This is a genomic window from Nonomuraea dietziae, assembly GCF_014195505.1.
Classification (GTDB): domain Bacteria; phylum Actinomycetota; class Actinomycetes; order Streptosporangiales; family Streptosporangiaceae; genus Nonomuraea; species Nonomuraea roseola.
Genome location: NZ_JACIBV010000001.1, coordinates 388,678 through 410,189 on the forward strand (window position 1 = coordinate 388,678; position 21,512 = coordinate 410,189).

A 21,512-nucleotide genomic window follows, 5' to 3' on the forward strand; every position below is an offset into this window, starting at 1 on the left:
GGTGACGAAGGCGCGGGCCAGGCAGAGCTGGGTGTAGGCGGCCGGCATGAGCCAGGTCCACCGCAGTCGTGGCGCTAGGCTGCACGGCCGCGTGCGCGGTGGTGGTCTCCGTCGCGCTCATGGCGAGCGGCTGGTGGACGTTCGCGTACGGCGGTGCGGCGGGGGCAATTGGTGTGGCCGGCGCCCGCGCTGTGGCTGGCGGCGCTCGGGTTCTTCGCGGCCGCGGCGTTGCGCAACACCGCGGCGGCCACGTCACCGGTGGCGTTCGTGTGGACTGGGGAGCAGCTCTTCGGCGGCGCGCTGGCGGACAATGCGGCACACCGGCTCCTGCACCTGTTCGCGAACACGTCCTGGGGGAGTCGCGCCCAGCTTCGCCAGCAGCCCCAGCCTCGCCTCAGTCGTCGTCGTGGCCGTCACCTGGTGGCCTCGCGCCACGAGCTGCGACACCGGCCGCCGCCCCAGAACCCCCGCTCCCACCTGCCATGAACACTCGCATGGTCATCACTCTCCAAGATCGACCACCGCCCCTCCGCAGGACGGGGCCAGAAGATCGGGAACTGTGGGTCGCCGCCCGTCAGCCGGTGAAGGGCTCGAGCACGAAGCGGCCCCACGCGATAAACGCCGCAACCGCGAGATAGATCACGCACACCAGCACGAACACGGATTCGCCACGTCGAACGTGGGTGATCACGGCGCCGACCATCAGCAGGATCCAGCAGACCGCGGTCACCGGCACCAGAACCGGCGCGATGCCGAGCGCGGCGGGCAGGATCAGGCCGGCCGCGGCCAGGAGCTCAAGAACACCCAGGGTCTTGAGGAAGCCGACACTGGCGTCTGCGGTCCATCCATAAGCAAGCGTCCTCTGATGGAAGGCAGCCAGCTTGTCCTTGGGCACGAACGTCTTTTGGATGCCGCTACTCAGCGCTAGCACGGCCAGGAACCCGGCAGCGATCCACAACGCGAGGTTCATCATCTACTCCTTGATCGAGGATTGCCTGCACCCCCAAGACGAGACAGCGACCCCGCCAGTGACATCTCCGAACACTCGCGCGTCCTGTCTTCAGCGGGATCCCCGGCGGGGCCGCATGTCGTGTCCATCGCAGCGACCCTGATCTGGTGACCGGCCGGCCGATGGACAAAGCTCCCGCCGATACCAGCCCACAAGCTCGCGATTGTGAGGCCGCTCACACCGTGTCACAGCCCATCGGGGCATCTCGTCTCAGAGGGCATGACGAACTCGGAACAGACCTCAGTGCTGATCACCGGTGGCAACAAAGGACTTGGCCTTGAGACGGCCCGGCGGCTCGGCGAACAGGGCTGGACGATCTTTCTCGGCTCACGCGACGAAAGGCGAGGACGAGCGGCTGCCGACAAGCTGAGCGACGGCGGCGCGAACGTGGTCATGGTCCCGCTGGACGTGACCTCGGACGAGTCCGTGACCGACGCCGTACGGCTCGTCCGGGAGCACACCGATCGGCTGGATGTGCTGATCAACAACGCCGGCACGCCAGGAAAGGGCATTACGCCGGTAGACGCGACGGCCGACGAAATTCACTCCGTCTACGACACCAACGTGTACGGACCGGTCAGGGTCACGCACGCGTTCCTTCCCCTGCTGCAGGCGGCGGACCATCCGCGGGTGGTGATGGTGTCCAGCGCCGGCGGTTCCTTCGCGGTCGTGACCGATCCACAGCAGGCCGTCTCGAAGATGCACGAGCTCGCCTACACCTCGTCCAAAGCGGCGCTGAACATGATCACCATCCGATACGCCCAGGCGATCCCGCAGGTCAAGTTCAACTGCATCACTCCCGGAGAAGTCGCCAACCACAAATTCACCGCCACCGACATGAACAACCACACCGGCCAGCTGACCGTCACCGAGGGCACCGATCCGATCGTCAAACTCGCGCTGAGCGACGCCGACGGCCCGACCGGGACCTTCACCGATCGGCTTGGCCCCGTTGCCTGGTGACCACCGCGCACCCCACGGCCCTTTGCCGGCGAGCCCGCAAAGGCCGAGGTGACACCTCTCGCAGCCACCGTTGTCCCCCACGAGGGCGGCGGTCGGTGCGGCGCGCGTATGAACGCCGACCCTGAACGACCGGAACAACTCAGCCAGATCAATCACTGGGAGGTCATTCATGACGAAGAGCGTTGACAGCGAACTCGCCGACCTGGAACTGCCGGTCGAGAGGGGCTGCCCGTTCACCCCGCCCGCCGCCTACGAGCGACTGCGCGAGAAGGCGCCGATCAACAGGATCCGCCTGGTCAATGGTGGCGAGGCGTGGTGGGTGTCCGGGCACGAGGAAGGCCGCGCCATTCTCGCCGACCGCCGCTTCTCCTCCGACAAGCGCAAGGACGGCTTCCCGCTCTTCAACGTCGACGCCGCCACCCTACGGCAGCTCCGCAGCCAGCCGCCGCACATGCTCAGCATGGACGGCAACGAACACGCCGCTGCCCGCCGTCCGGTGATCGGCGAGTTCACCGTGAAGCGGCTGGCCGCGCTGCGCCCGCGGATCCAGGACATCGTCGACCGCTTCATCGACGACATGCTCGCCGCCGACCAGCGCCCGGTCGACCTGGTGCAGGCGTTGTCCCTGCCGGTGCCGTCCCTGGTGATCTGCGAACTGCTCGGCGCGCCGTACACCGACCATGACTTCTTCCAGGGCCTCACCGCCGTGGCGGTGCGGCGGACCTCCTCGCCGCAGGAACGCCAGCGGGCCTTCGCCGAACTGCGCGCCTACCTCGACGAGTTGATCACCCGCAAGGAGTCCGAACCAGGCGACGACCTGTTCGGCCGGCAGATCGCCCGGCAACGCCAGGAGGGCACCCTTGATCACGCGGGCCTGGTGAGCCTGGCCTTCCTGCTGCTCACCGCCGGGCACGAGACCACGGCGAACATGATCTCGCTCGGTGTGGTCGGGCTGCTCTCCCATCCGGAGCAACTGGCCCTGATCAAGGCCGACCCGGGCAGGACGCCCATGGCCGTGGAGGAACTGCTGCGCTACTTCTCCATCACCGACACGGTCTCCTCCCGGCTGGCCACCGACGACGTGGAGATCGCCGGGGTGAGCATCAAGGCAGGCGAGGGCGTCATCGTCTCGGGCCTGTCGGCTAACTGGGACCCGGCGGTGTTTGAGAATCCGGCCGAACTGGATGTCGAGCGCGGAGTCCGCCACCACCTCGCCTTCGGATTCGGCCCGCACCAGTGCCTGGGCCAGAACCTGGCCAGGATGGAGCTACAGATCGTCTTCGACACGCTGTTCCGCCGCATCCCCACCCTGCGGCTCGCCGTACCGGCCGAGGAAGTGCCGTTCAAGACGGATGCCGTCATCTACGGCGTTCACGAACTGCCGGTCACCTGGTGAGGACATGATGCGGATCAAAGCCGACACCGGGGTCTGCGCCGGCTTTGGCCAGTGCGTACCGAGTCGGCCGTGTTCGCCCAAGACGACGACGGCATTGTGGTCCTGCTGACCGACCACCCCACGACGAGACCACGGCACAGGCGCGGCGCCGTCAGTACCAACTTGGTTGGTGATCCTGGGGTTCTGTCGCCCGTGTTGGAGATCTCCGACGTCGCTGATGTCGTGTTCGACCAGAAGACTCGATCTCGGGTCAGGAAAGGAAGCAATTGATGACTATGACGGAGCAAGGAATGGGTTCGTTGGCCGGGAAGGTCGCGGTCGTGACCGGAGCGGGGTCCGGTATCGGCGCGGCGACCGCGGCGACGCTGGCGGCTCTGGGAGCGCGGGTGTGCTGCGCCGGACGTACGCTTGAAAACGTCGAGCGGACGGCCGGGGAGATCGTGGCTGCTGGTGGCCAGGCGTTCGGGATGCGGGTGGACGTGGCGTCGCCTGAGGACAACGATGCGATGGTGCGCGAGACGGTCGCCCGTTACGGGGCCGTGCACATCGCACACCTCAACGCCGCGACGGGACACTGGGCCGGTGTGCTGGACCACCCGCTGGAGGAGTGGGACCGCACCATGGCGGTGAACCTGCGTGGTGTGCTGCTCGGTTTGCAGGCGGCGGGCCGGGCGATGCGCGACGGGGGTGGTGGCTCGGTCGTGGTCACCTCCTCGGCTGCCGGGCTCACCGGTGTTCGGATGTCAGCGGCGTACGCGGCGTCGAAGCACGGTGTGCTCGGACTGGTCAAGTCGGCCGCCCTGGAACTGGGGCCGGTCGGCATCCGGGTCAACGCCATCTGCCCGGGATACATCGCCAGCAACGACCTCACCCGGAAAATGGGCGAAGAGCTCGACGTCGCCAGCCGATTTCCGCTGGGCCGACCGGGGCGCAGCGAGGAGGTCGCCAATCTGGTCGCGTTCCTGGCCGGTGAGAGCGCGTCGTTCATCACAGGCAGCGTGTTCACCATCGATGGCGGCTGGCTGGCCGGCGGCATCGAACTCGGGGGCGATGCCGAGCAACCAACGACCAGCGACGACCGCATGGCTGCCATTGCCAACACGTCCTCCCTGAACTCGTAAGAACTGGCCGAACAGATCACCCGCATCGCCGACGCCGCGGCGGTGTCACCGAAGAGGCATGACCTGACCACCGTCCGGTCTGCCGCCCTGTAACAGGAGGACATGTGCAACGTGGCGAAGTCTGGTGGGTCGCGTTCGACGAGCGGCGGCCGGTCGTACTGCTGTCGGGAGACGACGCGTCCGGGATCCGGGCGATGCAGGTCGTCGCTCCGGCGGGCGTCGACATCAGCGGCCTGGGCGTCGAAGTGGTAGTAGGAGCCGTGGAAGGACTGCCCTTTGAAGGCGTGCTGCGGATGGCGTTCCCTCATCCAGGCGTTACTCCGTGCACGTGGCTGACCACGGTGTCCCGGGACGACCTGATCGAGCAAGCGGGCGTCCTGTCCTCCGCGAAACTCAGCGAGATCGAGGATGCCCTCCGTCTCGGGGAGCAGGCGAAGGAGTGGACCCCAGCGACGACCGCGAAACTCAGCGAGATCAGGGACGCCCTCCGTCTCGGCGGACTCAGGTAGGCGGAGAAGGCGAACCCCGTCCTGGACGACCGGCGAGGCACAGCGCATGCTCGCCTCCGGCAGGCGCAGCGTGCTGACCGGGCAGGACCCGGACGCCTTTAAATCTCGTGAAGGGCAGGTCCGTGGCCCAACGTCTACCGCATCCTCGCCGACCGCCACGTGCGCCCATTCTGGCATCTACGCGCAGGGCGCCCCGCTCATGCCAGTTATGGAGAGTTACTTCGATAAGGACCCGAGCGGCGGAGCAATGCTGATGTACGTGATAACGATCTATTATCACGTACATGAGCGATCACGGCGGCGCGGCGACCAGGACAACACTTCGCAGGGACGGTGCGCGACTCCGGCACGTTATCCGGTACATCATCCGGGCCGCAGCATGCTCCGCCGGGCGGTCGGCATGAGCGCCGCGCCAAAGATCACCGCCCTGCGCGGCGGGCACGTCACGCTCGCCGCGGCCGCCGACGCCTTCCTCGCCACCCCGCGCACCGCCAACCCCAACACCCACCGCGCCTACGCCTCCGCGATCGACCGCACCATCGAGCGGCTTGGCCGCGACCGGCCGCTCGCCGAGATCGCCGACGCCGAGATCGGCCAGGCGCTCGCCGAGCTGTGGGGCCGCTGCGCGCCGGCGACCTGGAACCGCAACCGCGCCGCCGTCACCTCCTGGCTGACCTGGTGCCAGACCAAGAAACACTGGGCCACCCCCTCGGTCCCGGCTGAGGCCGAACGCCACAAGGAGAGCGCCGACGAAACCCGCGCCGTCGCCAAGACCACCATCCACCGGCTGCTGTCACGCCGCGACATCCCGCTCCGGGAGAAGACCCTGTGGCGGATGCTCTACGAAACCGCCGCCCGGGCCGTGGAGATCCTGGCGCTCAACGTCGAGGACTTGGACCTGGAGCATCGGCGGGCACCCGTCCGGTCCAAGGGCGGCGCGCTCGAGTGGGTGTACTGGGAATCCGGGACCGCCCACCTGCTGCCCCGGCTCCTCCGGCTCCCGGACGGCAGCACCCGCACGCAGGGCCCGCTGTTCCTGTCCGAACGCCGCCCCGTCCCGGCCCGCCGCCCGGCGGCCGCCGACATCTGCCCGCACACCGGCCGCGCCCGCCTCGGCTACGACCGCGCCCGCGTCCTGCTGGACACCTACGCTGGGCTCGACCTGCACCAGCTGCGCCACAGCGCCGCCACCCACCTCGGCGACGCCGAGATCCCGCTGCAGCTCATCATGGGCAAGACCCGGCACAAGAACCCGCGCACCGCCATGCGCCACGTCAAACCCGGCGCCGAAGCCATCGCCAAAGTCACCGAGGTCCTGGCACCCCGCCGCCGTACCCACTGATCAACGAGTGGCGGCTCGCCGGAGCTATACGGGAGTTCTGGAGCCGATTCAGCGGCTCCAGACACACTCGGTGACGAAGGCTACAGAGAGTTACTTTTGGGCTGGTCGCGCCGACCCGAGCGGTGGGCCTTGTCAGAGTGGCGGGAGGCACCAGCCGACCGCTGTGGGTGCAGGGCCGCGCACCGACTTGGTCACCCCGCGCGATGTGCCTCTTCACCGCGCCCCGCCGACACAGTGGCCCGGCATCGCAGCAACCTGACGGCCACGGCGATGATCCAGCTGAACCCGGCCAGCAGGGACAGGTGCTCGAGCAGCCCAGCGGGGGCGGGCCGCCAGATGCCGAGCGTGTCGAGGGGATAGGCGATACCGGCGGCGAAGGCGAAGGCGATGACGAGAGCGCCGGCCAGCCGCAGGTAGCGGGCCCAGGCGTGGCTGGCCTCGCCCAGGCGCCCGGCCAGGACGAAAGCGGCGGCGCTGAGACCGGCGAACAGGGCGAGCCCGCCGACCTGGTGGACGCCTCCGGCGGCGGTGAGGCCCTCGGGCTGTCCGGGCGGGTAGCCGAGGGCGGGGTCGGTGGGTACAAGTCCGGCCACGGCCAAGCCGGCGGCCGCGGTAGCGATGAGGATGGGTCCCCAGGTGGCGCCGCGGCCGGTGCGCAGAACCCGGCGCAGGCCGATGGCGAACAGACTCAGCAGCAGGGCACCGAGCAAGAAGTTGGCGGTCTGTAGCCAGGCGCGCTCGCCGATACCGAGCTGGCTGGCGCCGTGGCGCCAAAGGCTGTAGCCCGAACGGGTGGCACCGTCGGCCCACAGCACCGCCGGGACCAGGACACCGGCGACGAGGCCGCAGCGCAGCAGCCATGAGGTGGACATGGGGAAGCCCTCCTGTTGCTCCGCGACGCCTGTCGCGGGCCGACCAGACTTCCCGGCTCACCATCTTGTTCGATACACGGATTTTAGTTCATACTAAAACTGGCGAAAAGAGGGGTGCATGAGCGAGGACGAGCAACTGCTGGAATGGGCCGAGCAGGTCGCCATGTATCTGGCGCGCGATGGCGTACCACCGATCGCGGGGCGGATACTGGGCTGGCTGATGGTCTGCGATCCGCCGGAGCAGTCAGCCGGCCAGATCAGCGCCGCCATCGGCGCCAGCCGCGCGTCGCTGACGCTGAACCTGCGACTGCTGACCGGCATGGGATTCCTCACTTGGCGTACCCGGCCAGGCGATCGCACCATGTACTACCGGATGGCGGAGGACGCCTGGCAGACGGTGGTACGGCGCCAGGTCGCCGGCATCAGTTCGTTCCTCGACATCACCCGCCAGGGCCTCGACCTGCTCGGCCGGGACGACGAAAGGGCCGCACGCGTCCGCCAGGCGCACGCCACCTTCGCGTGGATGGCCCAGGTGTTCGAGCAGGCGCCGCCTCTGGAAAAGGAGGCACCATGACCGGCCACGCGATCGTGATCGGCGGCGGCATCGGCGGCCTGGCCGCCGCCGTCGCCCTGCGCCGCACGGGCTGGCAGGTGAACGTACTGGAACGGGTGAGCGCCTTCGCAGAGGTCGGCGCCGGCCTGTCGCAATCACCCAACGCGATGCGCGCTCTGGCCGCGCTCGGCCTCGGCGAGCAGGCCCGGCAAGTGAGCATGCCCACCTGGGCCACCCACACCATGCGCCTGCCTTCGGGCCGCCACCTGATGCGCGCCCCCGCCCAAGGAGATCCGCCGCTGCGCGCCTTCCGCCGATCCGCCCTGCACCGGCTCCTCCGCCAGGCCCTGCCCGAAGACGTGGTGCGCACCGGCATCGAGGTGACCGGACTGACTCAGGACGCCGAGAAGGTGACCATCACCCACACCGCCGACCGGCAGGAGGCCGACCTGGTCATCGGCGCCGACGGCATCCACAGCGTCACTCGCCGCCTGCTGTGGCCGCATGCACCCGGCCCGCGCTTCCTCGGCTACACCGCCTGGCTCGGCCTGGCCGACACCCCCATCGCGGTGAGCGGCAGCATGACCATGGGCCGCGGCCGTTACTTCCTCATCCACCCCGTCGCTCCCGGCCAGGTCTACTGGGCACTCGGCACCGCCGCCGACCAGCCCGGCGTTCGCTTCGACGACGAACTGGAGCAGGTACGGCGCCGCATCGACGGCTGGCACGATCCGATCGCCACGCTGCTGAAGGCCACGCCTCCAGAGCAGGTCCGCCACATCGACATCCACGACCTGCCCGACCTGCCCAGCTTCACCAGCGGCCGCGTCGCCCTGCTCGGCGACGCCGCCCACGCCATGAGCCCCGACCGCGGCCAGGGCGCCGGCCAATCCATCGAGGACGCCGTCGTCCTGGCCGCCGCCCTCGCGACGCACGGCACCGTTCCCGAGGCGCTGACCGCCTACGACGCCCAGCGCCGTCCCCGCACCCAGACCACCGCCCGCAACGCCCGTCAAGCCGGCTCACAGGTGATCCACGCCGGACCTGTCGCCCACATCCTGACCGCCCTCGCCCTCCGGCTCACCCCGTCGGCTCTGTGGGAACGCCTTGCTCCACGCGCACTCGGCCCTTTGTGGGACTGGGTGCCTCCGACACTCCCCGACGGAGCAGCACCTAAGTGACCCACAGCACGAGCGCTCCTGTTGACCTTGCTGGAGTTACGGGCATCCGCCGCCCTCGTCTCGGGCAGAAGGGCATTCGCGCGTACGACCGGTGCTCAGAGAAGTCGGCCTCAACGCGATGGCAGTGCACGGCCTCGTAAAGACCCCATGCCACTTTGTGGCGCCCTCGGATAAGTGAAACTTGGGGTGCGTCGCCCGCTGACGTCGTACTCGCTTGGACCTGCGAGGCCGTTCTAAAGACTGACGCTGGAGCCTGCCCGGTAGATACCCCGAATTGCCGCTACGAGCGCGTGTCACAGCATCTCGATGTTGTCGCGGGCTCCGCGGGCGACGCACCTGTTGTCCATCTTCAAGGGTTGACCACGGAGGCGCAATGGAGGTCGTCCACCCGGCGGTGGCCGGGATCGATGTGCACAAGAAGATCTTATGGGTGTCCATGTCCATCCGGCTGCCCGGCGAGCAGCAGCCGTTCGTCCGGAGCTACCGCACGTTCTGGAGAGCGCTGCAGAAGATGGCCGCCGAACTGGCCGAGCTGGGGGTCGCGGATGTGGCGATGGAATCAACCGGCGTTTACTGGTGGCCCGTCTACCACGCGCTGGCCCAGACGGGTCGGATCGAGGTGTGCGTGGCCAACGCCGAGCATCTCAAGAGCGTCCCAGGTCGCAAGACCGACATCCGTGACTGCCAGTGGATCGCCGAACTGCACCAATTCGGCCTGCTGTGCCCGAGCTTCATCCCCGCCCAGAACGTTGCGGCGCTGCGGCACCGCACCCGCTACCGCAAAAAGCTGATCGAGGCGCGTATGAGTGAGGGTCAGCGGCTGGCCAAGGTGCTGGAGGACGCCGGAATCAAAATCGACTCGGTCGCCTCCAAACTGCTGTGCGTCTCCGGGACATGATCGAAGCGCTGATCGCCGGGGAACGCGACCCGCACCTGCTGGCAGGTCTGGCCCGCGGCGTCCCGCGGCACAAGCACGAGGACCTGGTGGCGGCTTGCGACGGGCGCTTCACCGCCACCCACGCCGCCATGTGCCGCCTGCATCTGGACGCCTACGACCACACCACCGGCAAGATCGCCGAGCTGGATGGCCTGGTCGCCGAAGCCGCCGCAGCCTTCGAGCCGGTCATCACCCGGCTGATGACCATCAGCGGGATCGGACGGCGCACCGCCGAGGTGATCGTCGCCGAGACCGGCGCGGACATGTCCCGCTTCCCGACCCCCGAACAGCTGACCGCCTGGGCCGGGCTGGTCCCCGGCAACCGGGAGTCAGCCGGCAAACGCCGGCGGGCCGTCACCCGCAAGGGCAACAAGCACCTCAAAGCCGCTATGGTCGAAGCCGCCTGGGGCGCCTCCCGCACCCGATCCAGGATCGGAGCCCGGCTGCGCCGCCTGGTACGCCGCTTCGGCAGGCAGCACGCCAAGAAGGCCGCAGTCGCCACCGCGCACACGCTGCTCCGCGTCTGCTGGGCCGTCATGGCCCGAGGCGAGGACTACCGCGAAGACGGTGGCGACTTCTACGACCGGCGCGAAGCCCGCCAAACCCACTATCTGGCCGCCCGCTACCAAAAGACCCTGGAACGCCTCGGCTACCAGGTCACCCTGATCGCACCCGACCCCGGCCCGGCACATCATCCCGACCCCGATCAACCAGAGGAACCGGCAGCCTGAAATCCCGCAGGCCAGTGGCCGGTCACACCATCACGACCGCGCCACCGATCCCGTCTGCCCATCTACTGTTCGCTACCGCGCGATGGCCAGGACCCAAGTTTCGTCACAGCACGGATTCGATGCCCACCGGAGGCCGACAAGGCCGCCGCCCTGGACGCCCTCATCACCGACCACTCTGTCACGCTCGCGCGGTCGCTCCAGCGTCAGGACCGGCTGACCGTCAGGTGACGGCCTTGCGGCACACGGTGCCCGGCGCGGGGAGGCGCAGGCTGATCAGGTAGCGGTTGACGTGGGAGATGATGCAGGAGTTGCCGGCGTTGTAGAGGCCGTGGCCGAGCCCCTGGTACTGGACCGCGGCCGAGCCGGGCACCCGCCGCACGATGTCCGCCGACCCCTCGAAGTCCGTCCAGGAGCCGACACCCAGGTAGGGCGGCAGGCCCTTGGCAGGCAGCGGCGCGGGCGGGTTGGTGACGGGGGCCGGCCAGCCGACGCAGGCGAGCGGGTGCCAGAGCTCGATCCCGGCGAGGTTCGGCAGCAGGCGCTCACCCTCGCGGCGCTTGTCGCGGTACTCCTCGTAGTCGCGGAATCCCGGGCCGTCGAGGCAGTGGGTCATGTTCATCCCGGTGAATGAGGGGACCTTCGGGCTTTTCGTGCTCTGCCGGACGTAGTCGGCGAACCCTGAGGCGTCACCGCCGGCGGCCCGCTTGATCGCCTCGGCGAGTTCCGTCCATCGGGGGAACTCGGGCTCCGGACCCGGTGAGATGATGCTGGGGGCGGCGGCCTCCTTGATGTCGAACCCGCTGTAGGCGGCCTGCGGCGATTCGCCCTCGACCGGCACCGGGACGCGGTCGGCCCGCGCCACCAGCGCCCGCCAGATTTCGCCGACGTCCTGGCCGTGCAGCGCGCAGGTGGCGGTCGCCGCGCACCAGGCGGCGAACCGGGTGAAGGACTCCTCATGGGGGACCCTGCCCTGAGCGCGGTCCATGTACGGGCTGACCGCGCCGTCGAACACCATCGCGCGCACCCGGCCGGGGAACAGCCGGGAATAGTCGATCCCGGGTCTGCCGCCGTAGGAGTTGGCGATGAAGCTCAGCTTCTCCTCGCCCAGCGCGACGCGGATCGCCTCCATGTCCCGCGCCACGGAGGCCGAATCCATGTGGTCGAAGAACTCGGGATCGGCGGCGCGGCATCGCTCCGCCGCCGCCCGGTTGCGCCTGCCCAGCTCGGCGTACTCGGTGCGGGTGTCGGGCCAGGTGATCCACGGGCCCGAGACGAGGCAGTCGTACGGCAGCACGCCCTTGTCGATGGTGTTGCGGGGCGCGACGCTGACCACGTCGAACCGATCGCGCAGCTCGGCGAAGCTGCCCGCGTTCTTGCTCAGATCCGCCACGCCCGAGCCGCCCGGCCCGCCGGGGATGGCGAACACGGTGCCCATCCGGCGTTGGGCACCGGTGGCCGGCAGCATGCCGACGGTCAGGTCGATCGTCCGGCCGGACGGCTTGGCCCAGTCCACGGGCACCTTGATCGAGGCGCAGCGCAGCTGCTTGACGAGGTTCTTGTCCTCGCAGTCCGCCCAGGCCAGCGTGGACGGGCCGGAGTCCGGTGATCCGGCCGCGGCGGCGGGCACCGCCGAGACCAGGATGGCCGCGGCCGTGCCGATCGCCAGCACCTTGATCCGGCGTCCGGTCAGCGCGATCATCGTGGCGCCCGCCGTCAACGCGGCGATCACGTACGCGACCAGTAGCCCCGCCGCCGCGGCAGGTGGCAGGGTCCCGCCGCCGACCCCGGCGATCTGGAGCGGCAGATTCTCGATCATGAAGGAGCCGGCCTGCGCGCGCAGTGGCATGGGCAGCGTCCTGGCCGCCACCGGCAGCACCACGATGATCACGGTCAGCACGACCAGCGCGCCGGGGGTGGAGCGGACGGCGGCCCCGACGCCGAGCCCGATCAGCGCGACCGCGGCCATCGACAGCCCGGCGACGACCACCGAGGCGAGCACGCCCGGCTCCGACAGCGACGTGCCCAGCGTCACCCCGTCGCGAAGCAACTGCTCGGCCCGGTCGCCGAGCACCGCCATGGAGGCCGCGTGCATGACGAACGCCAGAACCTGACCCGCCACCAGCGCGACCGCGGCCAGGCCCGGCACCTTGGCCAGCAGGAGCACCTGCCGGCGCGGCACGGCCACCAGGCTCGTCTGGATCATCCTGGTGCCGTACTCCGAGGTGATCGCCAGGGCGCCCAGCAGGGCGAACACGAAGTAGGCGACCGCGATCCCGTTGCCGATGCCGTCCCCGTTGCCGGGGAAGGCCATCCTCTCTTCCATCGTCTGGTTGTCGAACCCCCGGCCGATCATGAACGCGATCCCGGCGCAGGCCAGGACGGCCGCCACCGAGCAGGCCAGCAGGTAGAGGTTCGAGCTGAGCGAGCGGAACTTCAGCCACTCCGAAGCGATCACGTCGATCATCGGACGGTCCCCTTCCGGGTGGCCCGGTTCCCGGTCCCGGTCCCGCTCTCGGTCCTGTACTCGGTGCTGTCCTCGGTGAGCCGCATGAACGCCTCCTCCAGGGACGCGCCCCGCAGAGACAGCTCCGCCAGCGCGATCCCCGCCGACAGCGCCAGCTCCCCGATCCGGGCCGCGTCCAGCTCCCGCACCGACAGGGCGCCGTCTTCCTCGGTGACCACCGCCGCGCCGTGTGCGCGCAACACGCCGGCCAGCCGCTCCGGGAGGGGCGTGCGGACCAGCACGTCGCCCTGGAAGTGCCCGGCCAGGGCGTCCATGCCGGTGTCGGCGATCAGCCGGCCCCGTCCGATGACGATGACGTGGTCAGCGCTGAGCGCCATCTCGTTCATCAGGTGACTGGACAGCAGCACGGTACGGCCCTCGTCCGCCAGCGAACGCAGCAGGTCGCGCAGCCAGCGGATGCCCTCTGGATCCAGCCCGTTCAGCGGCTCGTCCAGCATCAGCACCCCCGGGTCCCCGAGAAGCGCCGCACCGATCCCCAGCCGCTGCCGCATGCCGAGCGAGAAGCCGCCGATCCGCCTGCTGGCCACGTCGGTCAGGCCGACCTGGTCAAGGACATCGGCCACGCGGGCGCGGCCGATGCCGTTGCTGCGTGCCAAACAGGCCAGATGCGCGTACGCGCTGCGGCCCCCGTGCACCGCTCCGGCGTCGAGCAGCGCCCCGATCGACCGCATGGGACGGGGGATAGAGGCGTACGGGCGGCCGTTCACCAGCGCCTTGCCCGCGCTGGGCACCTCCAGGCCGAGGACGGCGCGCATGGTGGTGGACTTGCCTGCACCGTTCGGGCCGAGGAAGCCGGTCACCAGCCCCGATTTCACGGTGAACGTCAGGTCGTCGACGGCGACCTTGTCCCCGTATCTCATGGTTAGCTCCCTCACTTCAATCACGTCTCACCCTCATTCGCTGGTCTGATCGAGCCTGGCCATCCTCGCGATCCGTAGCCTCGGCCTCCATGGGTGCGGACCCACCGGCCGGGTGGGAAATTGCCCCTACCGGAGGTAGGGCTGGCCCCACCGACATCTCCTCGCCGGCAGGGCAGACTGCATCTGTGATGGGGATACGACCTGCGCCCGGCGGACGGGCGGGGAAGGCCGCTATAGGGGTGGCGGCGTACGCGGTGAACGGGATGGCCGGCCTGGCGCTGAACGCCGTCACAGGGCTGGCGGCGCTGGCGCTGCTCGGCCTGGTGCTGGCGAGCGTCGCCCTGGTGCCGGTGGCCGGTCTCGGGCGGGCGCCGCTCGGTCGCGGGCTCGTCCTTGTCCGCCGCCTGGCCGTTTTCCAGCGCCGCTGGGCGGGCCGGGTGCTCGGCCTGGACAGCGCCACAGACAGCGACCCCGGCTACTCGCGCGAGAGTGGCAGGAGGCGGCGGGCCGGTCCGGAGCTGGCGTTGCGCGACCCCGGCACGCGGCGCGAGTTGACGTGGCTGGCCGTGCACGGCGTCACAGGCCCCGCCCCCGTGGTGGCGGTGTGGGCGATGTTGTCCGCCCTGGACTACGTCTTCTTCGGGCTGCGCCCGATGGACCCCAGCAGGCTGACCACGTTCGCCCTCAGCATGTCCATTGTGGCCATCGCGGTGGTCACCCTCATGGCCGTCTCCCTTTTCCGTACCGGCCAGGCACGGCTGGCGCGACTGCTGCTGGACCCGGACCCCGCACCGGACGCGCGGATCCGGGAGCTGGCCGCGTCACGGGCCGCGGTGGTCGACGCGAGCGCGGCCGAGCTGCGCCGCGTCGAGCGTGACCTGCACGACGGCGCGCAGGCCAAGCTGATCGCCATCCGGATGAACCTGGGCTTGGCCCGCGGCTGCCGCGACCCCGGCGAGATGCTGCAGATGATCGACGAGGCGCGGCAAGTCGCCGGCCAGGCTCTGACGGACCTGCGTGACCTGGTGCGCGGCATCCACCCCCCGGTGCTGGCCGACCGCGGCCTGGCAGGCGCCATCGAGGCGGCCGCGCTGCTGTGCCCGATGCCGGTCGAGGTCGACATCGACCTGCCCGGCCGCCTGCAGCCCCCCGTCGAGTCCGCCGTGTACTTCGCCGCCGCCGAGGCGCTGACCAACGTGACCAAGCACAGCGGCGCCTCCCGCGCCTGGGTGCGGCTGCGGCACGCCGCCGGCGTGCTGCGCCTGACCGTAGGCGACGATGGGTGCGGCGGAGTCCAACGCGCCGGGGGCACCGGCGTGCGCGGCATCGAAAACCGCTTGTCCGCCTTCGACGGCTCGCTCACCGTGAGCAGCCCTCCTGGCGGCCCCACCGAACTGACCATGGAGGTCACGTGCGCGTTGTCATCGCCGAAGATCTCGCACTCCTGAGGGACGGGCTGGTACGCCTGCTGTCGGCGAACGGCTTCACCGTGGTGGAGGCGGTCGACAACGGCCCCATGCTGCTGCGGGCGCTGGTCCGGCACCGTCCGGACGTGTCCGTGGTCGACGTGCGGCTGCCGCCCGGCTTCGCCGACGAGGGGCTGCGCGCCGCGCTGGAGGCACGCAGCCGGGTTCCGGGGCTGCCCGTGCTGATCCTGTCGCAGTACGTGGAGCAGCTGTACGCCAGGGAACTGCTCTCCGACCGCTCCGGCGGGGTGGGGTACCTGCTGAAGGACCGGGTGGGCGACGTCGACACGTTCGTCGACGCGGTACGCCGGGTCGCCGGCGGCGGCACCGCGATGGACCCCGAGGTGGTCACCCAGCTCCTGGCCCGGCGCAGCCGGGACGAGCCGCTGGCCGCACTGACCCCCCGGGAACACGAGGTGCTGACGCTGATGGCGGAGGGGATGTCCAACCTGGCCATCGCCGCCCGCTTCCAGGTCACCGACAAGGCCGTCGGCAAGCACACCAACAACATCTTCGCCAAGCTCGGCCTTCCTCCGTCCGACGACCACAATCGCCGCGTCATGGCGGTTCTGACCTATCTGCAAGCCACGCCCGTAGCGCCAAGATCACCGATGTAGGCGTCCCTCCCCGGTCACGTTCCCATAAATGACCAGTCGATCATGCTTAGCGAACCAAGGGGGATGGATGCCTGGTTCCGGCGTTGGTGGCTGACCTTTGAGCCGATGTCACGCGCCGGGCCGTATCAGGCCGCTCTCGTAGGCCAGGAGGACCAGCTGGACCCTGTCGCGCACGTTCAGCTTGGCGATGGCCCTGGTGATGTGGGGTCTTGGCAGTGAGCGGACTGATGACGAGGCGCTCGGCGATCTCGTTGTTGGAAAGGCCGAGCGCCACGAGCTTGACCGTCTCCGTCTAACCTCGCTGGCCCCGCGGATCAGCCCTCAGCGCCAATGGCCCAGGGCGGATTGTCCTGCCTCGGCGTGGAACACCACGTCACCGCGGGTCAGGGGCGGATTCGTTGGATTCTGTTCCATTGCTACTGGGTCACCGCCATCACCGCGCTGCACGAGGAACTGCGCCAGGGCGACGACGCGGTGCGCCGGACAGGCTTCCGGCTGAACGACGCCGCCGGTTGGGCCCGCAAGATCGCCCAGGACCTGCAGGAGACCGCCTCCGATATGGCCCGGATCGCCGCCCGCCCGGACGACTCCTGCGCCGTGCCGTGGGGCGTGTGCCCCGAGCACGGCAACACCCTCACCTCCACCGGCGGCACCACTCGCTGCCGAACCTGCGGTCGTACGTGGGGCTACAACCGCGACAACGCTCCGTGCGCCGAACCCGCCACCCACCGCCTCACCGACGCCGACGGAGTCGAAGCGCTGATCTGCGACGGGCACGCCATCGACGTCCGGTCGACTCACCCCTGCACGCGTCCGCCGCGGGTTCAGGAACCTCCGCCCACATCTCGTCTGCCCGGCCCGTGCGCCGAAACCCAACCGGCCCGGCCCCGGACGCCCGCTCGGCTCGAAGAATCAGCGCCCTGCCACCCGCTACGACGTGGGCAAGACGACCAGACGCCTCGGCACCATCGCCGAACGTGACCAGGTCAGACCATGAAGGACAGGCTCAGCCGGCGAGCAGGGCGTGCACCCACTGGTCTTCGCGTTGCTCGATGTATTCGGCGTCGTTTCGCCAGGCGTCACCGTGGCCTTCAACCCACAGCCTTGCCCAGGGCTGGACACCTTGGGCTGCCTGAGTTCGCAGGAAGTCGTGCATGGAACGCGTACGGCGCCCCAACAGAGGGACCAACCGACGACGTTCGGACTCATCGAGACCGTACGCGTCGGCGAAGACTCGCAGTCGTTCCGCCGCGTCCGGGCGCTGCCAGTCTGGATGTGCGGACAGCGGGATGAACCCGTGAATGGCGTATGCGACATCCCACAGAAGGGAGCCGGGACCTGCTGCGTCCCAGTCGATGAGGGCCCACCGCGTCTCGTCTGCGACCACGAGATTCCAGGGGGCCAGGTCGTTATGTGCGATGATGTCGCTGCCCTCGGGAGGGATCAGTGTCTGCCAGTGCGCGTCGGACGGGGGCGTGAAGTCCTGCACGGCATCGTGGAAGTCGCGGATGAGGCGTGCAACGCGAGCCAGTTGTCGAGCGGGTTCCATCAGCGAGAACCGGTCGGGCCAGACCACATGTCCCGGCATGAAGGTCAGGACCTCACGTCCTTGATCGTCAATGCCGAGTGGGCGAGGCGCCGCGCTGAATCCCACCTCGTTCAGGTGGGCAAGCAGGGCATGCACGGAGGGAGTCCACGGTCCGGCCGGACGACGAACGGTGTCTCCGACGCGAACGACACCATCACTTACGTGGCCGCCAGGCAACGGCTGTTCATCATCGTGCTGCATCGAACCAGTGTGTCGGACCAGCTCGCCATGATCACCCCATTAACAGAGGCTCTCACAAACATTTCTCAGAACCACGCCGTCCGGCGTTTACGTGAGAACGGGTTCTGAGAACCGATCGACGGTCCGGCACATCCTCGCCACCGCTCTTTGATCTTGCTCTGGGAATGGATCGTTTCTGAGAACCAGCGATTGACCGCGACCGTCCAGTGCACCCCAAGATCTTGCGCACCGCCGAGTCACATCAGATGCTGCGCCGCTTCACCCGCGGCGGCCCCAAGCACCCCACCTACCAGGCGATCGAGGAGCTCGGCCGCGTCATCAGGACGATCTTCATCTGTGAGTATCTGGTGGATGAGGAACTCAGGAGGGAGATCAACGAGGGTCTGAATGTGGTGGAGAACTTCAATTCCGCCAGCAAGGACCTGTTCTACGGCAAGGCCGGCGACCTGACAGGCGACGACCGCGAAAACGTTGAAGTCTCCGCGCTGGCGCTGCACCTCATCGCCGCCGCCATCACCTACCTCAACACCCACCTGATCCAGATCGTGCTGCGCGATCCGGCCTGGCAAAAACGGCTGAGTCCAGCCGACCGGCGCGGGCTGACCGCTCTGTTCTGGTCCCATCTGAACCTGTACGGGCGCTTCGAGCTCGACATGAGCCGCCACCTGGAGCTGGACGGTGTCCCACTCTGGCGGCTCAGCACCCCGTGACGCACGGGGTTGAGCCAGGGCCGGCGCCGCTCAGCCCTTCGGCCCCGCCGTCTACTGCCGGATCGGCAGGCCGGTGGCGGGGTCGAACGACTCCCACCGTTGCACGACGGTCTGCCGCACCCCCTGGTCGAGCTGGGCCGCCACACGGTGGTGCCCCTCGTAGTAGCGCCATCCGGTGTTGGGTTCGGTGTTCATCGGCACGATGTGAGCCCAACACGACTCCCAACCCGAGACCCACCAGCAACCACAACCCCCGAAACAGGCCGTTGCCTCTCCACCAACTGAGCGGGCAGCGGCCTTGGAGCTCTCGAGGAACTCAATCCAAAGCATCAAGATCGCGAACCAGTAACCACGACACATAGCGATCCCAAAATGACGACATCGAACGATCCAAGTCACATACCGGCACGGGCGGGAGTTCGCGCTGCGGTTCGGCGCGGACGCGGCTACAGCGGCGATCTGGCCCTTGATCGTCGATGGCATGACGAAACACCGTTGGCCTCGGTGACCGCGGTGCGCACGGTCGTGCCCATGTCGGTCAGGCGGCACACGCCGGAACGTTCGTCAGTCGCGCACGAGCGGATGCGGACTGCCTGTCGTAGATGCCGGTCACATGCGCGTTGATCATGCTGACGTCCGCAGACGACTTGACCGTGATGCGCGAGTCGGCCCCGAAGCTGCCGTCTAGCACCAGTTTCGATGGCACACCATGGATGGCGGCCGCGGCGCGGACCGCGCCGTCCTCGGCCTTGTCGGCCTCCGCTTGCACCCTCAGCAGCGCGACGCCTCCTGCCTCAACCACGTTTCACGACGCGCTCTCCAATCGGCGGGCTGGAGCTCGTGGGCCGATCGGCCTCGACGGCCTCGCCGACCCTGGCCGCCGTCTCACGCAGCCAGATGTGCGCCGCGTCGTGTGTGTGCGCCGGGTGCCACCACAGGGCTTCCTGGAGTGGCACGGCGTCGTAGGGCGGTTCCATGACGCGGACCGGGACGAGCCCGCCCAGCCGCTCGGCGAGACGTCCCTGGATGAGAGCCACCCGGCGGGTGCCTGCAACCAGCAGGGGCATCAACTGGAAGCTGTCCACGGAGATCTCCACGCGCGGCTCGATGCCGAGCAAGCCGATCTGGCGAGCGGCGGGCGCGTCGTAGGTGCGCTGGTACGTCACCCACGGTAGCCGGGCCAGGTCGTCGAGCGTGAGCTGCTCGCCGACCTCGGGGTTGTCGTCGGCGACGATGTAGACCCAGCTGTCCCGGTAGAGATCGACCGTGGGAAAGCCGCGAATGATGCCGTGTGGCATCAGCAGCCCGTCGACGGCACTCAGCAGCGCCGTGGTGTCCTCGATGGCTTCCGTCGGCGCCTGTTTGAACCGGAGCCGGATGCCTGGCGCCTCGGCATGGATGGTGCGGGCGAGTTCGGCGCCGAAGACGGCCACCGCGTAGTCGGAGGCGATCAGGGTGAACTCGTGTTCCTCGCGGGCGGGGTCGAAGTCGGCCTGGCTGGTGAAGACGCGCTCCAGTAGGTCGCAGGCGGTGGCGGTGCGGTCGAGGAGAGCCAGGCCGAGGGCGGTCAGTTCGTAGTGTCCGCCGGCCCGGGAGAGCAGGTCGTCGTTGAAATGGCTTCGCAGCCGGGCCAGGGCAGCGCTCGTGGCGGGCTGGCTGAGCCCGATGCGTCGCCCCGCCTTGGTGACGTTGCGCTCCTCCAGCAGCGCGCGCAGGGCGACGACGAGGTTGAGGTCCAGGCTTGCCAGATTCACGAAGCATCCCAGTGCGGAGTCGGAACGTGACGAGTATTTGTGCGCTGGATTTAGTCTATCCAAGAAATCTATTTGCCAGATCACACCTTACGGGCCAGATTGGTGACATCTCAATCGGGAGGACATCTCCGTGACATCCACAGCCGCGTCAGTTCCCTTCTCCGGCCCGTTCGCCATCGGCACCCTTTCGGCTCCGGGCGGGGCCAGGTTCCCTGGCCTGGTGGCGCCGGACGGCCGAGTGCTCGACCTGTGCACGGCACTGGGCGAACCCACGCTGACCACGCTGGTGCTCTTGGAGCGCTGGGACGAGCAGCTGCCACTCCTGCGCACCCTCGTGGAGGACCCGGCGGGCGACTGGCAGCCGCTGGCGGACCTGGCGGTGCACGCGCCCCTCGAGCCCCGGCAAATCTTCCAGTCGGGCGCCAACTACCGGCAGCACGTGATCGACCTGGGGGTCGCGCACCGCGCCCCGGACGACCCGCGCACCGTCGAAGAGGCCCGCGCCGAGATCGCGGCGATCATGGACAAGCGAGCCGCCGAGGACCTCCCGTACGTCTTCATCGGCCTGCCGACCGCGATCAGCGGTCCCTACGACGACGTGGTGCTCCCCGCGTGGGCCGAGAAGCCCGACTGGGAGCTGGAACTGGCCGCGGTGATCTCCCGCCCCGCCTACCGGGTCACCGTGGAACAAGCCCTGGACCACGTCGCGGGATACACCATCGCCAATGACCTCACCGACCGCGCGACCGTCTTCCGCCGGGACATGCCCCCCATCGGCACCGACTGGCTGCGCTGCAAGAACGCCCCCGGTTTCACTCCGCTGGGCCCCTGGATCGTCCCGGCAGGCTCCGTCGCCGACCCGTCCGATCTGCAGGTCACCCTCAAGCTCAACGGGAAGACCATGCAGGACGAGTCCACCAAGGACATGATCTTCGACGTGGCGCGGATCGTCTCGTACATCTCCCAGACCGCCCGGCTGCTCCCCGGCGACCTGGTTCTGACCGGCAGCCCGGCAGGGAACGGCATCCACTGGGGCCGACTGCTGCGCGACGGCGACGTGATGGACGGCTCGATCACCGGGCTCGGCGCCCAGCGCACCCGCTGTGTCGCGCAGGAAGCGGCAGCCGTCGGCGCGCCGGTCGACCCCATCGCCGTCAAGTAGCGCCCTGAAACGGCCG

23 protein-coding genes and 1 pseudogene are annotated in these 21,512 nt (G+C 69.0%); 15 read left to right on the forward strand and 9 right to left on the reverse strand.

Annotated elements, in window-relative coordinates; translation table 11 throughout:
- Window positions 1-153 precede the first annotated feature (153 nt).
- Complete coding sequence (locus tag FHR33_RS01960) at window positions 154-486, forward strand: hypothetical protein (RefSeq protein ID WP_183642637.1); 333 nt, start codon at window positions 154-156, stop codon at window positions 484-486.
- An 88-nt stretch (window positions 487-574) separates the two neighbouring features.
- Here the strand turns inward: FHR33_RS01960 and FHR33_RS01965 are convergent, their stop codons facing one another.
- Window positions 575-970 carry a DoxX family protein gene (locus FHR33_RS01965; RefSeq protein WP_183642640.1) on the reverse strand — a complete coding sequence of 132 codons (396 nt, stop codon included), beginning with the start codon at window positions 968-970 and terminating at the stop codon, window positions 575-577.
- 258 nt (window positions 971-1,228) lie between these two features.
- On the opposite strand from FHR33_RS01965, the gene FHR33_RS01970 reads away from it, so the two are divergent.
- From FHR33_RS01970 to FHR33_RS01990, 5 genes are all read left to right on the forward strand, one after another.
- Window positions 1,229-1,972: an SDR family NAD(P)-dependent oxidoreductase gene (locus tag FHR33_RS01970; protein ID WP_183642642.1), complete on the forward strand. Its 744-nt coding sequence runs from the start codon at window positions 1,229-1,231 to the stop codon at window positions 1,970-1,972.
- A gap of 169 nt (window positions 1,973-2,141) precedes the next feature.
- Complete coding sequence (locus tag FHR33_RS01975; protein WP_183642646.1) at window positions 2,142-3,368, forward strand: cytochrome P450; 1,227 nt, start codon at window positions 2,142-2,144, stop codon at window positions 3,366-3,368.
- Between the two features lie 290 nt (window positions 3,369-3,658).
- The gene (locus FHR33_RS01980) at window positions 3,659-4,489 is read left to right on the forward strand and encodes an SDR family NAD(P)-dependent oxidoreductase (RefSeq protein ID WP_183642649.1); all 831 of its coding nucleotides are present in this window, start codon (window positions 3,659-3,661) and stop codon (window positions 4,487-4,489) included.
- A gap of 104 nt (window positions 4,490-4,593) precedes the next feature.
- Window positions 4,594-4,998 (forward strand): type II toxin-antitoxin system PemK/MazF family toxin, encoded by a 405-nt coding sequence (locus tag FHR33_RS01985; RefSeq protein ID WP_183642652.1) that lies wholly within the window; start codon window positions 4,594-4,596, stop codon window positions 4,996-4,998.
- 400 nt (window positions 4,999-5,398) lie between these two features.
- Window positions 5,399-6,340 (forward strand): tyrosine-type recombinase/integrase, encoded by a 942-nt coding sequence (locus FHR33_RS01990; protein ID WP_183642655.1) that lies wholly within the window; start codon window positions 5,399-5,401, stop codon window positions 6,338-6,340.
- A 191-nt stretch (window positions 6,341-6,531) separates the two neighbouring features.
- Here FHR33_RS01990 and FHR33_RS01995 read toward each other — a convergent pair whose 3' ends face one another.
- Window positions 6,532-7,212: a DUF998 domain-containing protein gene (locus FHR33_RS01995; protein ID WP_183642659.1), complete on the reverse strand. Its 681-nt coding sequence runs from the start codon at window positions 7,210-7,212 to the stop codon at window positions 6,532-6,534.
- A gap of 118 nt (window positions 7,213-7,330) precedes the next feature.
- Between FHR33_RS01995 and FHR33_RS02000 the strand changes: the two genes are divergently transcribed.
- From FHR33_RS02000 to FHR33_RS02015, 4 genes are all read left to right on the forward strand, one after another.
- Window positions 7,331-7,786 carry a GbsR/MarR family transcriptional regulator gene (locus tag FHR33_RS02000; RefSeq protein ID WP_183642662.1) on the forward strand — a complete coding sequence of 152 codons (456 nt, stop codon included), beginning with the start codon at window positions 7,331-7,333 and terminating at the stop codon, window positions 7,784-7,786.
- A complete protein-coding gene (locus FHR33_RS02005; protein WP_183642664.1) occupies window positions 7,783-8,946 on the forward strand; it encodes an FAD-dependent monooxygenase in 1,164 nt (387 codons plus the stop codon). Before FHR33_RS02000 ends, FHR33_RS02005 begins: the two co-directional genes overlap by 4 nt.
- 373 nt (window positions 8,947-9,319) lie before the next feature.
- Window positions 9,320-9,844 (forward strand): IS110 family transposase, encoded by a 525-nt coding sequence (locus tag FHR33_RS02010; protein WP_183642667.1) that lies wholly within the window; start codon window positions 9,320-9,322, stop codon window positions 9,842-9,844.
- Window positions 9,841-10,614 carry a transposase gene (locus FHR33_RS02015; RefSeq protein WP_183642670.1) on the forward strand — a complete coding sequence of 258 codons (774 nt, stop codon included), beginning with the start codon at window positions 9,841-9,843 and terminating at the stop codon, window positions 10,612-10,614. The genes FHR33_RS02010 and FHR33_RS02015 overlap by 4 nt, the downstream gene beginning before the upstream one ends.
- A gap of 220 nt (window positions 10,615-10,834) precedes the next feature.
- On the opposite strand, the gene FHR33_RS02020 is transcribed toward FHR33_RS02015, so the two are convergent.
- Window positions 10,835-13,078, reverse strand: a complete 2,244-nt coding sequence (locus tag FHR33_RS02020; protein WP_183642673.1) for an alpha/beta fold hydrolase — start codon at window positions 13,076-13,078, stop codon at window positions 10,835-10,837.
- Window positions 13,075-14,022 (reverse strand): ABC transporter ATP-binding protein, encoded by a 948-nt coding sequence (locus FHR33_RS02025; RefSeq protein ID WP_183642676.1) that lies wholly within the window; start codon window positions 14,020-14,022, stop codon window positions 13,075-13,077. The genes FHR33_RS02020 and FHR33_RS02025 overlap by 4 nt, the downstream gene beginning before the upstream one ends.
- Before the next feature lie 239 nt (window positions 14,023-14,261).
- Here FHR33_RS02025 and FHR33_RS02030 point away from each other — a divergent pair, with 239 nt between their 5' ends.
- Window positions 14,262-15,446, forward strand: coding sequence for a sensor histidine kinase (locus tag FHR33_RS02030; protein WP_183659826.1), 1,185 nt, complete (start codon window positions 14,262-14,264; stop codon window positions 15,444-15,446).
- Window positions 15,410-16,081 (forward strand): response regulator transcription factor, encoded by a 672-nt coding sequence (locus FHR33_RS02035; protein ID WP_183642679.1) that lies wholly within the window; start codon window positions 15,410-15,412, stop codon window positions 16,079-16,081. Before FHR33_RS02030 ends, FHR33_RS02035 begins: the two co-directional genes overlap by 37 nt.
- Before the next feature lie 108 nt (window positions 16,082-16,189).
- On the opposite strand, the pseudogene FHR33_RS49665 reads toward FHR33_RS02035, so the two are convergent.
- A pseudogene (locus FHR33_RS49665) lies at window positions 16,190-16,370 on the reverse strand (response regulator transcription factor); the annotation flags it as partial.
- Window positions 16,371-16,441: 71 nt separating this feature from the next.
- Here FHR33_RS49665 and FHR33_RS02045 point away from each other — a divergent pair.
- On the forward strand, window positions 16,442-17,062 hold the full coding sequence (locus FHR33_RS02045; RefSeq protein ID WP_183642681.1) for a hypothetical protein: 621 nt from the start codon (window positions 16,442-16,444) through the stop codon (window positions 17,060-17,062).
- Between the two features lie 25 nt (window positions 17,063-17,087).
- Here the strand turns inward: FHR33_RS02045 and FHR33_RS02050 are convergent, their stop codons facing one another.
- A complete protein-coding gene (locus FHR33_RS02050; RefSeq protein WP_183642684.1) occupies window positions 17,088-17,870 on the reverse strand; it encodes a phosphotransferase enzyme family protein in 783 nt (260 codons plus the stop codon).
- A 221-nt stretch (window positions 17,871-18,091) separates the two neighbouring features.
- Here FHR33_RS02050 and FHR33_RS02055 point away from each other — a divergent pair, with 221 nt between their 5' ends.
- Window positions 18,092-18,580, forward strand: a complete 489-nt coding sequence (locus FHR33_RS02055; protein WP_183642687.1) for a Tn3 family transposase — start codon at window positions 18,092-18,094, stop codon at window positions 18,578-18,580.
- Between the two features lie 51 nt (window positions 18,581-18,631).
- On the opposite strand, the gene FHR33_RS02060 is transcribed toward FHR33_RS02055, so the two are convergent.
- The 3 genes from FHR33_RS02060 to FHR33_RS02070 all read right to left on the reverse strand — a co-directional run bounded on the left by FHR33_RS02060 (window position 18,632) and on the right by FHR33_RS02070 (window position 20,334).
- A complete protein-coding gene (locus FHR33_RS02060) occupies window positions 18,632-18,775 on the reverse strand; it encodes a hypothetical protein (protein ID WP_183642690.1) in 144 nt (47 codons plus the stop codon).
- Between the two features lie 343 nt (window positions 18,776-19,118).
- Complete coding sequence (locus FHR33_RS02065; protein ID WP_183642693.1) at window positions 19,119-19,382, reverse strand: hypothetical protein; 264 nt, start codon at window positions 19,380-19,382, stop codon at window positions 19,119-19,121.
- Window positions 19,375-20,334 (reverse strand): LysR family transcriptional regulator, encoded by a 960-nt coding sequence (locus FHR33_RS02070; RefSeq protein ID WP_183642696.1) that lies wholly within the window; start codon window positions 20,332-20,334, stop codon window positions 19,375-19,377. The genes FHR33_RS02065 and FHR33_RS02070 overlap by 8 nt, the downstream gene beginning before the upstream one ends.
- Before the next feature lie 130 nt (window positions 20,335-20,464).
- Here FHR33_RS02070 and FHR33_RS02075 point away from each other — a divergent pair, with 130 nt between their 5' ends.
- Window positions 20,465-21,496, forward strand: a complete 1,032-nt coding sequence (locus FHR33_RS02075) for a fumarylacetoacetate hydrolase family protein (RefSeq protein WP_312895320.1) — start codon at window positions 20,465-20,467, stop codon at window positions 21,494-21,496.
- Window positions 21,497-21,512: the final 16 nt, after the last annotated feature.

Bases quoted from the DNA above. Each gene is read 5' to 3' on its own strand.
- FHR33_RS01990 (WP_183642655.1), top strand. From the start codon at position 5,399: ATGAGCGCCGCGCCAAAGATCACCGCCCTGCGCGGCGGGCACGTCACG.
- FHR33_RS01965 (WP_183642640.1), bottom strand. From the start codon at position 970: ATGAACCTCGCGTTGTGGATCGCTGCCGGGTTCCTGGCCGTGCTAGCG.
- FHR33_RS02030 (WP_183659826.1), top strand. From the start codon at position 14,262: ATGGCCGGCCTGGCGCTGAACGCCGTCACAGGGCTGGCGGCGCTGGCG.
- FHR33_RS02015 (WP_183642670.1), top strand. From the start codon at position 9,841: ATGATCGAAGCGCTGATCGCCGGGGAACGCGACCCGCACCTGCTGGCA.
- FHR33_RS01975 (WP_183642646.1), top strand. From the start codon at position 2,142: ATGACGAAGAGCGTTGACAGCGAACTCGCCGACCTGGAACTGCCGGTC.
- FHR33_RS01970 (WP_183642642.1), top strand. From the start codon at position 1,229: ATGACGAACTCGGAACAGACCTCAGTGCTGATCACCGGTGGCAACAAA.
- FHR33_RS01980 (WP_183642649.1), top strand. From the start codon at position 3,659: ATGGGTTCGTTGGCCGGGAAGGTCGCGGTCGTGACCGGAGCGGGGTCC.
- FHR33_RS02060 (WP_183642690.1), bottom strand. From the start codon at position 18,775: ATGAACACCGAACCCAACACCGGATGGCGCTACTACGAGGGGCACCAC.
- FHR33_RS02010 (WP_183642667.1), top strand. From the start codon at position 9,320: ATGGAGGTCGTCCACCCGGCGGTGGCCGGGATCGATGTGCACAAGAAG.
- FHR33_RS02050 (WP_183642684.1), bottom strand. From the start codon at position 17,870: ATGCAGCACGATGATGAACAGCCGTTGCCTGGCGGCCACGTAAGTGAT.
- FHR33_RS02000 (WP_183642662.1), top strand. From the start codon at position 7,331: ATGAGCGAGGACGAGCAACTGCTGGAATGGGCCGAGCAGGTCGCCATG.
- FHR33_RS02020 (WP_183642673.1), bottom strand. From the start codon at position 13,078: ATGATCGACGTGATCGCTTCGGAGTGGCTGAAGTTCCGCTCGCTCAGC.
- FHR33_RS01995 (WP_183642659.1), bottom strand. From the start codon at position 7,212: ATGTCCACCTCATGGCTGCTGCGCTGCGGCCTCGTCGCCGGTGTCCTG.
- FHR33_RS02005 (WP_183642664.1), top strand. From the start codon at position 7,783: ATGACCGGCCACGCGATCGTGATCGGCGGCGGCATCGGCGGCCTGGCC.